This is a genomic window from Niallia sp. Sow4_A1 (genome assembly GCF_052116745.1).
GTDB classification, from domain to species: Bacteria; Bacillota; Bacilli; order Bacillales; family Cytobacillaceae; genus Niallia; species Niallia hominis.
Genome location: NZ_JBQKKM010000004.1, coordinates 129931 through 143705, shown reverse-complemented (window position 1 = coordinate 143705; position 13775 = coordinate 129931). Strand labels below are relative to the sequence as shown.

13 protein-coding genes and 1 riboswitch are annotated in these 13775 nt (G+C 32.5%); of the genes, 11 read left to right on the top strand and 2 right to left on the bottom strand.

Going from position 1 to position 13775, the window contains the following annotated elements; genetic code table 11:
- Window positions 1-497 precede the first annotated feature (497 nt).
- The 6 genes from ACTQ5K_RS03990 (at window position 498) to ACTQ5K_RS03965 (ending at window position 6684) form a co-directional block, all read left to right on the top strand.
- Complete coding sequence (locus tag ACTQ5K_RS03990; protein WP_031534116.1) at window positions 498-1568, top strand: amino acid ABC transporter substrate-binding protein; 1071 nt, start codon at window positions 498-500, stop codon at window positions 1566-1568.
- 91 nt (window positions 1569-1659) lie between these two features.
- A complete protein-coding gene (locus tag ACTQ5K_RS03985; protein WP_031534118.1) occupies window positions 1660-2832 on the top strand; it encodes an amino acid ABC transporter permease in 1173 nt (390 codons plus the stop codon).
- 9 nt (window positions 2833-2841) lie between these two features.
- Window positions 2842-4041 (top strand): amino acid ABC transporter permease, encoded by a 1200-nt coding sequence (locus ACTQ5K_RS03980; RefSeq protein WP_031534120.1) that lies wholly within the window; start codon window positions 2842-2844, stop codon window positions 4039-4041.
- 18 nt (window positions 4042-4059) lie between these two features.
- Window positions 4060-4839 carry an amino acid ABC transporter ATP-binding protein gene (locus tag ACTQ5K_RS03975; RefSeq protein WP_031534123.1) on the top strand — a complete coding sequence of 260 codons (780 nt, stop codon included), beginning with the start codon at window positions 4060-4062 and terminating at the stop codon, window positions 4837-4839.
- Between the two features lie 233 nt (window positions 4840-5072).
- On the top strand, window positions 5073-5546 hold the full coding sequence (locus ACTQ5K_RS03970) for a hypothetical protein (RefSeq protein ID WP_441130669.1): 474 nt from the start codon (window positions 5073-5075) through the stop codon (window positions 5544-5546).
- Between the two features lie 146 nt (window positions 5547-5692).
- A riboswitch (yybP-ykoY riboswitch) is annotated at window positions 5693-5788 on the top strand.
- A gap of 122 nt (window positions 5789-5910) precedes the next feature.
- On the top strand, window positions 5911-6684 hold the full coding sequence (locus ACTQ5K_RS03965; RefSeq protein ID WP_031534127.1) for a TerC family protein: 774 nt from the start codon (window positions 5911-5913) through the stop codon (window positions 6682-6684).
- A gap of 79 nt (window positions 6685-6763) precedes the next feature.
- Here ACTQ5K_RS03965 and ACTQ5K_RS03960 read toward each other — a convergent pair whose 3' ends face one another.
- Window positions 6764-6958 (bottom strand): alpha/beta-type small acid-soluble spore protein, encoded by a 195-nt coding sequence (locus tag ACTQ5K_RS03960; protein ID WP_235250218.1) that lies wholly within the window; start codon window positions 6956-6958, stop codon window positions 6764-6766.
- Between the two features lie 420 nt (window positions 6959-7378).
- Between ACTQ5K_RS03960 and ACTQ5K_RS03955 the strand changes: the two genes are divergently transcribed.
- From ACTQ5K_RS03955 to ACTQ5K_RS03945, 3 genes are all read left to right on the top strand, one after another.
- Complete coding sequence (locus tag ACTQ5K_RS03955) at window positions 7379-8734, top strand: TrkH family potassium uptake protein (RefSeq protein WP_235250193.1); 1356 nt, start codon at window positions 7379-7381, stop codon at window positions 8732-8734.
- Window positions 8735-8920: 186 nt separating this feature from the next.
- On the top strand, window positions 8921-9079 hold the full coding sequence (locus ACTQ5K_RS03950; RefSeq protein WP_441993744.1) for a hypothetical protein: 159 nt from the start codon (window positions 8921-8923) through the stop codon (window positions 9077-9079).
- Window positions 9080-9226, top strand: a complete 147-nt coding sequence (locus tag ACTQ5K_RS03945; protein WP_192840939.1) for a hypothetical protein — start codon at window positions 9080-9082, stop codon at window positions 9224-9226. It begins immediately after the preceding gene.
- A 51-nt stretch (window positions 9227-9277) separates the two neighbouring features.
- Here the strand turns inward: ACTQ5K_RS03945 and ACTQ5K_RS03940 are convergent, their stop codons facing one another.
- Window positions 9278-10300, bottom strand: a complete 1023-nt coding sequence (locus tag ACTQ5K_RS03940) for an acyltransferase family protein (protein WP_441130672.1) — start codon at window positions 10298-10300, stop codon at window positions 9278-9280.
- A gap of 406 nt (window positions 10301-10706) precedes the next feature.
- Between ACTQ5K_RS03940 and ACTQ5K_RS03935 the strand changes: the two genes are divergently transcribed.
- Window positions 10707-12587, top strand: a complete 1881-nt coding sequence (locus ACTQ5K_RS03935; RefSeq protein WP_031534133.1) for a PAS domain S-box protein — start codon at window positions 10707-10709, stop codon at window positions 12585-12587.
- Between the two features lie 215 nt (window positions 12588-12802).
- Window positions 12803-13375, top strand: a complete 573-nt coding sequence (locus ACTQ5K_RS03930; protein WP_251627372.1) for a metalloregulator ArsR/SmtB family transcription factor — start codon at window positions 12803-12805, stop codon at window positions 13373-13375.
- Window positions 13376-13775 lie beyond the last annotated feature (400 nt).

Here is a 13775-nt window from a genome sequence, read left to right as displayed (position 1 = left end):
CAAAAGAGTATGTCAGGTTTTTGAACAAATGTAGGAAGAAAAATAGATGAAGAAAACAAGTGTTTATTGAAAAAGGAGAGGGAATGTTATGTTAATATAATATATTTCAGAAGAATACTATTTGTTTTTTCTGATAATTATTAAAATAATTAATAAATTATTTGTTTTAATAGTAGGAATAAAAGTCTTTCGATAGTCGAATTACTGATATATATAGTTTTTGTTTGCCTAAATAAATAATTAACACTCGATAATTATAAAAATTAAAAGTTTTCAAAAAACTATTTGTATTTAGAAAAAAAATAGGTATAATAAAAACAAGTTGTTATAAAAGTTAACAAACAAATGTTAACATATTTGACTTGTTAGCAATTTAGCAATGATGATACTATCTTTCGATGCAATAAGAGTATTCTATTAAGTTAAAAAGATTGAATATTCGTTAAATGGAAGTCTGATAGTATGATAACAAAATAGATAATAGGGGGATATGTTGCATGAAAAAAAGTTTTTCGCTTACTCTTAGCATTTTACTAGTGCTTGTACTTGCTTTAGCCGGCTGTTCAAGTAAGACAGGATCTGACGAGGATGGTAGCAGTGGAGAAACATCAAATTCTAGCAGTCTACTTGATACTATTAAAGAAAGAGGAACTTTAAAAGCTGGTATTAATGATGCACTTCCTGGCTTTGGATACATAGGATCAGATGGAGAAAATACTGGTTTTGATGTTGATTTTGCAAAAGCAATTGCAGCAGGAGTACTTGGAGATGCAACGAAAATTGAATTTAGACCATTATCAGCTACCGACCGTTTCACCGCTGTTCAGTCTGGTGAAGTTGATGTGTTAGTACGTAACACAACTTGGACAACAAACCGTGATGCCGAAGTAGGCTTAAGCTTTGCTCCAGTAATTTTCTACGATGGGCAAGGAATTATGGTACCGAAAGATAGTAATATCAAAACGTTACAAGATTTAGAAGGAAAAACAATTGGTGTAGAAACAGGAACAACAACTGAATTAAACTTAGCGGATCAAATGAAAGCTGCAGGAGTTAATTATACAGCTCAAACATTTGATAACGCTGATGCTGTTATAGCTGCATATGAGCAAGGTTCTATTGATGCATGGACAACTGATAAATCAGGACTGGTTTCTCGTCAGTCTACATTACAAGATCCAGATGCGCACATTATTTTAGATGAAACACTTTCAAAAGAACCTTTAGCTCCAGCTGTTAAAGATGGAGATGAAAAATGGGCAGATGCGGTAACTTGGATTGTATTTGCAACAATTCAAGCAGAAGAATTTGGTATTACGTCTCAAAACGTAGATGATTTCTTAACTAGTGAAAATCCAGAAATTCAACGTTTATTAGGAGTAGAAGGAAACCTTGGTGAACAATTAGGACTATCTAATGACTTTGCCTACCAAGTAATTAAACAAGTCGGTAACTATGGTGAAATTTATGATCGCAACTTAGGTCCTGATACAGTGTTCAAATTAGAACGTACACAAAATGCATTATATAGCGATGGCGGATTATTGTACTCTATTCCGTTCCGTTAATATGAATTATTAAGTTGAAAAATAAGGGGGTTCTCAAATTGTCATACCCTTTTGAGTTCCCCCTATTCTTTTAGGTGAGAGGTGAGAAAGAGTGGAAGTAAAAAAGACAACATCGACTCCTCTTTGGAGAAATAGAAAAATAATACCGATTATTGCTCAAATCCTCTTTGTCATTATAGTAGGAACAGTGATTATTTTTATGGTCAATAATGTGATATCTGGTCTTGAACAAATAGGATTGACATTAGGATTAGATTATTTAACTTTAAAAGCATCTTTTCCGATTTCAGAATCTATTATTAGCTATACACCTGATGATCCATATATACGTGCATTATTGGTAGGATTATTAAATACGTTTAAGGTTTCTATCTTTGGAATTATATTTGCAAGTATTATCGGAGTTATAGTGGGTGTTGCACGTTTATCTGATAACTGGTTAGTAAGCAAGGTGGCTACTGTATATGTAGAGGTTTTTAGAAATACTCCCCTTTTGGTACAAATATTTATATGGAATTTTGCCGTATTTTTACCGATGCCAAAAATACAAGAAGCACTCTCTATCGGTTCTTTCTATTTTTCTAATAGAGGGGCATCCATCCCATGGTTTACATTACAAGATAATACGCTTATTTGGTTAATCGTACTCATTCTCCTCATTGTAGGTAGTGTATTTTTATTCAGAATATTAACAAAGGTATCATTAGAATCAGGTAAATCTACATATCCACTAATCTCCAGTATCGGATTAATAGTAATTGGCGCGATTATTACTTTTCTTGTTTTAGGAAATGGCCCATTTGGTCTATCTGTTCCAGTTTTTAATGGAAATTCTTTTGATGGTGGAACATCTTTATCTATTGGGTTTATGTCTGTGCTCGTGGCACTAACTATCTATACATCTACTTATATTTCAGAAATTGTCCGTGCTGGAATTATGGGCGTTCCAAAAGGACAGACAGAAGCTGCAAAAGCACTTGGCTTTAAAAGTCGCACTGCGCTTCGGTTAATTATTTTTCCACAGGCAATCAGAATAATTATCCCGCCGTTGACAAGCCAGTATTTAAATTTAATAAAAAACTCAAGCTTAGCGATGGCGGTAGCATATCAAGATATTGTTGGAATCGGAAATACAATCATTAATCAAACGGGACATACGTTAGAGACACTATTAATTGTAATTTCTGTATATTTACTGTTTAGCTTAACTACATCCCTGTTAATGAATCTTTTCAACAAAAAATTCCAGCTGGTAGAAAGGTAGGGAAGCGAATTGGATAATATACAATTAGAAAACACGGAACCAGTTATGGAAACCACAAAATTAAATAGTCAGAAAAAACTACAGTTATGGCTTAAAAATAATTTATTTAAAGACTGGAAAAATGCAATAGTAACGATTGTGACCCTAATGTTTACAATTTATTTACTTGCAAATATAGGGAAATTTTTATTTGCCAGTGAATGGAATGTTGTCACTGATAATTTGAGACTACTATTTGTTGGGCAATTTCCAATAGAAGAAATTTGGAGATTGTGGGTATCCCTTTTATTTATGTCTGTGTTATTAGGTACTTCTTGGGGAGTTTGGAGAGGGATAATCGGTCATGTAGCAATTAGTCTTGGTGCTCTATTATTAGTATTCGGCATTCTTCCGTATACAGAAAATGAATCCAAAGTATACTTGTTTTCATGTATTGCTACGATTGTTGTTTTTTATTTCGTTGGGAAATATGTTCCAAAATTAAAAATTCCTATGCTTGTACTATGGATATTATATATTCCAATCTGTCTTTCTATCATTAACGGATTTGGAGTATTAGAGCCTGTAAAATCAAATGTTTGGGGAGGATTCTTATTAACTTTAGTAATTGCGTCGGTAGCAATTATTTGTTCTTTTCCAATAGGTTTATTACTTGCAGTAGGTAGACGAAGTAAACTGCCTATAATAAAGTATTGCTGTATTCTGTATATAGAATTAATTCGTGGAATGCCTCTCATTATGGTTTTATTTATTGCACAATTATTGCTTCCTATGTTTCTTGGAGGTATTCAATTAGACAATGTTGTTCGTGCCATGATTGCATTCACCCTATTTAGTGCCGCATATTTAGCAGAAAATATTCGCGGTGGATTACAATCGATTCCGAGAGGACAATTCGAAGCAGCACAGGCACTTGGGTTAAATAATGTCAAAGTAATGATTTTTGTTGTTTTGCCACAAGCCTTAAAAGCCGTTATTCCTGCAATGGTTGGACAATTTATTTCTGTTTTTAAAGATACATCATTGGTTGCGGTGATAGGATTAGCGGATTTCCTTGGTATGGGGAAAAAAATCGCTGCCAACCCTGAATATCTAGGAAAATATATGGAGTTATACATTGTCATTGCGTTTATATACTTCATTTTCTGCTTTTTAATGTCCCATGTAAGTAAACATATCGAAAAATCACTTGGTGTTGGAACGAGATAGAAAGGAGAATCGGATTATATGGAAAGTGTATTTGGAGTAAATAAATTAACAACCCCTTTAACGGAGAGAGAAGATATTATTAAAGTAAATAAATTGAATAAATGGTATGGAGATCATCATGTATTAAAGGATGTAGATCTTACGGTTAAGCAAGGAGAGGTTATCGTTATTTTAGGACCATCTGGGTCAGGCAAATCAACCTTTATTCGTACGATTAATGCTTTAGAAGAATTTCAAAAAGGTGAAATCATTGTTGATGATATTGCATTAACCGATGATGTTAAAAATATTGAAGAGATTCGTAAAGAAACGGGAATGGTATTTCAATCCTTTAATTTATTTCCACATATGACAATTTTGAAAAATATTTCTTTAGCTCCTATCTGGGTGAGAAAGTGGAAGAAAACAAAAGCGGAGCAAATTGCAAAGGATTTGCTAGAAAGGGTAGGTATTCCTGAACAAGCGAATAAATACCCTGGACAATTATCAGGTGGGCAACAGCAGCGTGTTGCAATTGCAAGAGCATTAGCGATGCAGCCTAAGATAATGCTATTTGATGAACCTACATCTGCACTCGATCCAGAAATGGTAAAAGAAGTATTAGATGTTATGAAAACTCTGGCAGAATCTGGTATGACTATGCTTGTCGTAACACATGAAATGGGATTCGCAAGACAAGTAGCAGACCGTATTATCCTTTTTGATAAAGGAGAAATTGTAGAAATGGGTAAACCAGAAGAATTATTTGACAATCCTAAGCATGAACGGACGAAAGCTTTCTTATCTCAGATACTTTAAAAAAAGGCCATTTGGCCTTTTTTTTGTTTATTCTATTTTAATATAACGCAACTTCATCACCAACTATCTTTCTGCAATTCTCATAAGCAAGAGGAGAGGGGTGGATAAATAAGAATATTGGTGCAGTATAGTAAGTTTTTTAATGATGTAAAAATTTAGAAATTCATTTTGTATAAAAAATCACTATTTTGATAATTATATAAGTAGGTACAGAAAAATAGATGGTGATACCAATGAAGGGCCTAAGTAGACTTGAAGCAATCATGTGGAGTATTGCACTTCCAGGTTTTAGTCAGTTGTTATTGAAAAAATATTGGAAAGGAACATTGTTTGTTATTTTAGAGTTTATTATAAATGCGAAAAGTAACTTCAATATGGCAATTATGCTTAGTTTTTGTGGCAATATCCAAGAAGCGATAAACGTAATAGACTTTCAATGGATATTGTTTTATCCGTGTTTATATATGTTTGCGATGTGGGATGCTTATAAAGAAGTAATGGATACAGACAATGAATACGCATTTTTGCCATTTGTTTTTTGCGCATATTTTGTTACGGTGGGCGTTTTTTATTCAACAAAGTTGAAGCTATTTGGCGTATTGTTCGGTCCTGTTTTTTTACCGATGGTTTTTTTGATACCTGGTATCATTTGCGGTCATATAGTAAAGTATTGTTTAATCTATTATAGGAAAAAGAGACATTTGTGAAACGTATGCTAGATCCTAGATATAGGGTGGAAGCATAGGATTCATTATGTTTATTCAAAAAATTATCAGTAAAATAAAAAAATATAGAAAAAACTATTGGCAAAATAGCTCAACTATGTATATAATTAATACATATTAATATTTGTATACTACTCAAAGGGGAGTAGCTTTTAGGTTGATACCTAAAACAAAGTCGTCAGTTCATGGCATTTGCCATCGGCTTTGTTGGCATATTAGTGCTTAGCAAGACCTTTGCCTATTTGGCAAAGGTCTTTTTTGCGCACTTTTGTACATAATAACGAGAGTTGTAGCAAAACCTGCTAATAGGAAGTATACAAATAAATACCTAAAGGGGGAAAAATTATTGGATGCGAGCATGTTATTAGAGTATGGTTGGGTTTTATTAATTCTAGTTGTATTAGAGGGGTTATTGGCAGCAGATAATGCAGTAGTTATGGCGGTTATGGTTAAACATTTACCTGCTGAGCAACAAAAAAAGGCGCTTTTTTATGGCCTATTGGGTGCGTTTGTTTTCCGTTTTGCTACATTATTTATGATTTCGTTTTTGGTAGACGTATGGCAAGTTCAAGCGATAGGTGCCATTTATCTTCTCTTCATTGCGGTGCATAATATTTATGGCAAATATGCGAAGAAGAATGAAGGGGATAAGGAGAAGAAGACGAAGAAACAATCTGGTTTTTGGATGACTGTTTTAAAAGTAGAGTTAGCAGATATTGCTTTTGCAATCGATTCTATGTTAGCGGCAGTTGCGCTTGCAATTACCTTACCAAAAACAAATTGGTTTTCGCTTGGTGGAATTGATGGCGGACAATTTTTAGTTATGTTCATGGGTGGTTTGATTGGATTAATCATCATGCGTTTCGCAGCAAACTGGTTTGTCAAGTTACTTCATTCCCGCCCGTCTCTTGAAACAGCAGCATTTTTAATTGTTGGTTGGGTTGGTGTGAAATTGGCTGTATTTACTTTAGCACATCCATCTGTAGGATTCCTAGATGAACATTTTCCAGAATCTAAAATATGGAAAGGGATTTTCTGGGTTGTATTAGTAGCAATTGCAATTGGGGGATATTTCTTTTCCAATAAAGAAGCTGTTAAAACAAAGGAAAGCAATGCATAAAAGGTTAGAAAAAGCCATCCATATTTTGGAATGGCTTTTTCTAATAATTTATTCAACAAACTACGCTAGATTAGCGATATTACTGTGTTTTACCTGATAGTTCTGCTTGTGCTTGTTGAACAAGTCTTTTTGTAATTTCTCCTCCAACAGAGCCGTTGGCACGAGAAACGGTATCTGATCCTAAATTTACTCCAAATTCTTGTGCAATTTCATATTTCACACTATCTAAATATTGTTCAATTCCCGGAACTAATAATTTATTACTAGAAGCCATTCTTTTCTTCCTCCTTATTAATAGTACAGTGATTATTTATCAAATTCATTTGCAATTTATATGGAAATGATAAATGATTCTGTATTAATAATATATGGATTTTATTGAAGTTCATTAGTGGTAATGTTTGTTTATATGGGAGAAAATAGGATAAATTACAATCAACATAAATTTTTTGAAAAATTTGTTCTTGTCATTTGCTTTATGAAAAGAATTTCAAAAAAATGAATCTTTCCCAACTACATTTGCGTATCGTATAATGTTACAGTGCCTCTATAAAAGTTAAATAAACAATTATAATATAAGGTTGTACGACTAGGGATAGATAACTTATACTGTTTATTATTCATGCATAGAAAAAAAGATCTTATTAAAGAGGTTCTTTATTAATTAGCTTTGAAAGAAAGGGATTGTTTTTTAATGGGCAAGAAGTTTAAGTTAGTCCTTCAAAACCTAACTCCTGCGCAAATGATAACCAGCTATTATATATTAGCAGTTAGTATATCTGTTCTGTTATTGAGTTTACCAGGTGTACATAAAGAAGGAGTAACGGTATCGTTTATGGATACACTTTTTACTGCAGTAACAGCAGTAAGTGTAACAGGACTAACGGTAATTAATATCGCAGAGACATATAGTACATATGGAATTATCATCTTAATGCTTGTTTTACAATTTGGCGGAATTGGCGTTATGGCTATAGGAACATTTTTCTGGATGATTTTTCGGAGGAAGATAGGATTAAGAGAGAGACAGTTAATTATGATTGATCACAATCAGTCTAATCTGTCAGGGTTAGTCAATTTAATTAGAGAAATCTTTAAAATTATTGTAATCATTGAAGTTGTTGGAGCTATTATTCTTACATTGCAATTCCATAATTATTATCCTACCTGGAAAGAATCTCTTTTACATGGAGCTTTTGCGTCCGTTAGTGCTACAACAAACGGAGGTTTAGATTTAACAGGACAATCTCTTATTCCATTTAAGGATGATTATTTTGTACAGTTGGTAAATATCATTCTAATTACATTGGGAGCAATCGGTTTTCCTGTATTAATTGAAGGAAAGAATTATCTTTTTCCAAAAGAAGGGAATGTGAATCTTAAATTTTCTTTATTTACAAAGTTAACGACCATGACGTTTGGTTTTCTTTTGTTATTTGGAACAATTATGTTTATTCTTTTAGAATGGGGTAATTATTATGCAGGAATGAACTGGCACCAAATATTCTTTAATGCCTTTTTCCATTCTACGTCTACACGAAGCGGTGGGTTAGCAACAATGGATTTAAATGCATTTTCTATTACGACATTGCTTATTTTTTGTTTTCTTATGTTTATCGGTGCTTCTCCAAGTTCAGTCGGTGGTGGAATACGAACGACAACCTTTGCTTTAAACATATTATTTATTTATCATTATGCAAATGGAAACAGACATATAAAGATCTTTAAAAGAGAAATACATGAAGAGGATATAATAAAATCATTAGTAGTAACAATATTTGCAACTGGAATTTGTATTGTCGCTGTTATTGCTCTTTCCATAACTGAAAATGCCCCTCTTATTGCAATCCTTTTTGAAGTTTGTTCTGCTTTCGGTACTACAGGGCTTTCCTTAGGCTTGACTCCAGAATTATCTAACTTTGGAAAATGTGTGATTATGCTCCTCATGTTTATCGGAAGAATTGGATTGACTTCATTCATCTATATCATCGGTGGAAAAGAGAAAAAAGATAATTTCCACTATCCAAAAGAACGAATCATTATTGGGTGAAACACCACCTTTACGAAAACACCCTATTTAACTAATTAAAAACCCAAACAAGGATTGTACTTGTTTGGGTTTTTTTATAGTTAGAATACTTGTGTACCTTATTCCGTTTTAACAAATGTAGGGAAGCATATCTTCTTTTTGCTTGTGAATAATAAGAATGTAAGTGTGAAAGGAGAGATGACAAAAATGGCAAAGCGCAAGGCTGAATTAAATAGTGTAGAAAAATATAGTAAAACTCCGAAGAAAAACATCCAAGAAACGGAATTTTCTGCTGAATTTAGCAGAGGCGAGAACCCAATCAAAGGTGCTAATCGAAATTCTAAGCAAGGAAGAGAGGGAAATTAAATGTCGAAAAAACAAAAGAATCGTAAACAAACAGAGAGCTCAAATGTAGAATTTGGTCAAGAATTTGGCGATGTTAATGCAAGCAAATTCTTTGATACAGAAGCGTTAACAAAAGATAAAGTAAAGGGAAAAGCTAGAAGGAAATAAAGAAATCTTCCCATCAGTGAATCCGTAACTGATGGGAAGATTCTTCAAAATCTATCTATTCGAAGTATATGTCGACCGTTTAAAGAGTAGTTGTTTCAATTTTGAACTTCTTAACTCAATCAGCGGCTGTGTTAAAGAAATGATTATATTGCTTGAAAGCAGCATCGTTATTAAGAATGATACAACGACAATCATCACATAGGATCTCGGAGATACAAATATATCCGGCAAATCGCTTTGTCTAAAAAGACGAATAAAGAAACCGTGTAATAAATATACATATAACGTTGATTTACCAAATTTAGTAAAAAAATACTCCCTTTTTGGTACACATGTGAAAAAACAAAAAATCATTAGAAAGCTTAATATATAGAAAAATACTCGCATTGCCATTCCTGCAATATACCCTTCTCCTAATGTCTCATAAGATTTAGAACCAAATAACCATTGATAATTAATCGACGGAAAGAAATGAAAACCGATAAAAACAAGAGCGAAAATGATAATAGCGCTAATTTTAGCTTTTCTCGTTTTAACTAAATTGAAATGTTCCTTCTTCATATAAAAGCCCATTAAGAATAAAGGGAAGAAAACGAATGTTCTTGTTAAACTTAAATAGGTTGATGTCCAGTCAATCATACCTATTGCAAGTCCTAAAAGTAGGGATATAATAATCCCTTGTATCGGCTTTAATTTCACAAAAGCTAATAAGAAGATGTTCCAAAAAAATAAACTAATTAAAAACCATAATGACCAATGTGGTGTTAACGGTTCAATGGCAAAAGTCGACTTTCCATAAAGAAAATAATAAAAAATGCTGTATACTAATTGAAAGATCAGGTAAGGAATAATCAGCTTCTTTGCATATTTTTTTATATAGCCCTTTTCCGCAATCCCCTTAGCAAAAAATCCCGAAATTAATATAAATGCCGGCATATGAAAAGTGTAAATTACTTTATATAACGTATAAATATTTTGATTGTCATTTATAAATGATTGGATAAAATGACCGAAGACAACGAAAAAAATCAAAATAAATTTTGCATTATCAAAGTAGTAATCCCGTTGTTTCATAAACTCATCCTTTCATGAATGGAAATATCATATATTTCACTAACTATATATAACACAAAATCCCTTGTTTTAATCGCATGTAGTCAATCTGTTAAATAAATAACTTTTATTTATTACAAAAATGAAATGAACTGGTGAACAACCCAAAGAGAAAAAATCTTATTTATCATAGCAGGTAAAACTTTAAATTTGTTTAATTTTTTGTGGGTCTCTATTAAGAAATAATAGGGGAGAAAGGGATATATTGGATAGATTGTGACAATTCATTTGTTTCTTTTAAATAGGGAGCTTCCTTTTCCTATTTATAAAAATAGTTTTATTCTCTTATTTTTTCCAGAAGTAAAGGAAATTCGGAAATTATGTAGAATAATGTAAACACTACGTTTGTAAGGAGGGTAACACTAGGATGGATCGTATATCCTATTCAGAAGAATATCGCCAATTGCAGAAGAAACTAAGCGAAGTCGAGAAAGAGAATACAATTCTGAGAAAAAAACTAGAGGAAAAGAGTCATATACAGGATAGGCGATCAACTGCTTTCCAAACAATAAATGTAGGAATCATTATATTTGATAAAAATGGTGTTATTCGCGATATCAATACATTTCTTTGTGATAACTTTAACTTAAAAGTTGATCAAGTTGTCGGTAGAAATATAACCCACTTCCTTCAACAAGAAGAGCGTTCGATGATAAGAAATAATATTAACAATCTAATAACCAAATCTGATTTGCATTCAAAACGTAGCATATTACCGTTAACAATTAATAATAAATTACATTATTTTGAAACCTTAACAAGTTGCTTGCCATATGATATGGGGTTTGTAACAATCATCGAAAATATTACAGAAGAAATAGAGAAAGAGAAAGAAAAAGAAGAAACACAAATTTTGTATAATGAATTTTTTACAGAAGCACTAGATGGGATAATGCTATGGAAAGAAACAGGGCAAATTATTGCAGCTAATGCCTCTGCTCTTAAAATTTTTGAAAGCACGAAGGAACAATTGCTGACTTCGAAGATTAGTGACTATATTTATAAAAAAGATAAGCAATATGCTGAAATAGTCATGAATTTATATCATCAAAAGGAAAATCGTGATGAATTAATGTTTTTGATGCCAAATGGGCAGAAGAAAATACTGGAATTTACAACAAAACTCCATTCGGTGGAAGGTTTAAATATGAGTATTTTTCGCAATGTAACGGAACGATACAAAATGGAAGAGGAAATAAGAGAAAGTAAGGCGATGTTCGAAAATATTTTTGAAGAAGTTTTTGATGGTATTATTATTTGGGATCAGAAATTTACAATAATAGATATGAATAAAGCGGCAGAACGTCTATTGTGCAAAAATAAAGAGCAAGTAATCGGTCTAGATTTATTATCCACTCTTCCTCCTGCTAAATCGATAGGCGAAGATATCAAGCCTAAATTAATTCATTTGAAGGAAGAAGGACAAAATCAAGGACTATATACAGTGAAATTTCAGAATAAATGGGAGTACACACAGCTAGAATATAGAAATAAATTTAATGTTTATTCTGGCTTAAGTATTACTACGCTACGTGATATTACAGAGAATGCCATCTTGGAAGAACAACTGAGGAAATCATCTACATTAAATGTTGTAGGAGAATTGGCAGCAGGAATAGCACATGAAATTCGTAATCCAATGACAGCTTTAAAAGGGTTTATTCAACTATTAGAAACAGATGTGGCTTCTCCTGAAAATGAAATGTACTTTGGGGTAATAAAATCGGAGCTAACGAGAATTGAATCCATTATTAATGAATTTTTATTGCTTGCTAAGCCACAGGTAGTCAAATATGTAAAAAGTGATTTAAGGCAGATTATGAATGAAACGATGGAATTACTTCATGCTCAAGCAGTATTACAAAATGTTCAATTTATAAAAAAATACGAAGAAGAAATTCCAATGATTTACTGTGAACCTAATCAAATGAAAAAAGTATTTATAAATATTATCAAAAATGCAATAGAGGTATTAGAAGATGGCGGAGAAATCGAGGCTTCGATGGAAGTAAAACAAGATTACTTCCATATATCAATCCAGGATAATGGAAAAGGGATGAGTAAAGAAAAGCTAGCTAGAATCGGAGAGCCTTTTTATACGACAAAAGAAAAAGGAACAGGATTAGGTTTATTAGTATCTTATCAAATAATAGAAGACCATAAAGGGAAAGTGAAAGTAGAGTCGGAGCTGGGCATTGGTACGACTTTTCACCTCCTACTTCCAATAAACATAAACAAAATAGACTAATGGAATTATTACAAAAGACCCCGTTAATGTAAACTAGGTCTTTTTTTGTTGAAGTAAGGTAAAAGGGAAAGCATCTCGTAAACTTTGTCCGTTTTCTAAAAGATTGTTGTTTTTTCAATAGGAAAAAAGAATTAGTTAATACTGATTTTCTTTCTTGACACAACCAACTACTTTTATTAGTATCTAATTAGAAGGTTATGAAAGTAGGTGGTTGAATGCAATTAGATAAATTGGTTGCTTTTTATAAAACAATGGGAGACCCAACGAGAATAAGAATTATTTCTTTATTAGCAAACAAACCATGGAATGGGCAAGCTTTAGCAGATAAACTAGGCTTATCTGCCCCTACGATTACACATCATTTAAAGAAAATGCGTGAAATAAATATCGTCTATGATAGAAGAGATAAGAACACGATTTATTTTTATTTAAACAAATCTGTTATTTTGCAGCAAACAGAAGCCTTAAAAAAACTTGCTATAGGAATGGAGGAAAGTGTAATGACTGTTAACAATGAGGAACAAACAAAAATTATCGAAAACTTCTTTACTGCAGAGGGGAGACTTAAGAATATCCCTGCTCAAAGAAAGAAGAAATTAATAGTATTCAAATACATGTTAAAAGGATTAGTTTTTGGAAGAAAATATGAGGAAAAAGAAATAAATGAACATATAAAACAGTACTTTGATGATTATGCCACTATTAGAAGAGAATTTATCATTAATCATTTTATGTATAGAGAAAATAATATATATGAACTTAATCCAGAGGAAATGTGGGCAAAGTAAAAAATAGGAAGGACTGATCAACAGAGTCAAACAGTCCTTAAAAGAATAATCGGTATTTTTGTTAATATTTTTGCTATAATCCGCTGCCTAAATACACTTTGCTTTCAAATGGGAAAGCTTTTAATCCCCGTGTTTCGGCTATAGGATCTCACTCTCGCAAATCGAGATCACTGAAAAAGTGATAGCTATTGATGATTGATAGTAACTGCCTTTTAAACTTAGATGTGCAAATTGTTTTCCGAGGTGCCCACGTGACTCATAGGGGCGAGCGCCGAGCCGCTTCACAGCCAGGGTCTCGGACTTTCTCGCATCTCCCGTAGGAGTCGAGCGGACGCCTCTCCAAACCAACTTAATATTCGCTTTCAAATAAATAAATTCTTATTTAATTTGGAGATACTAT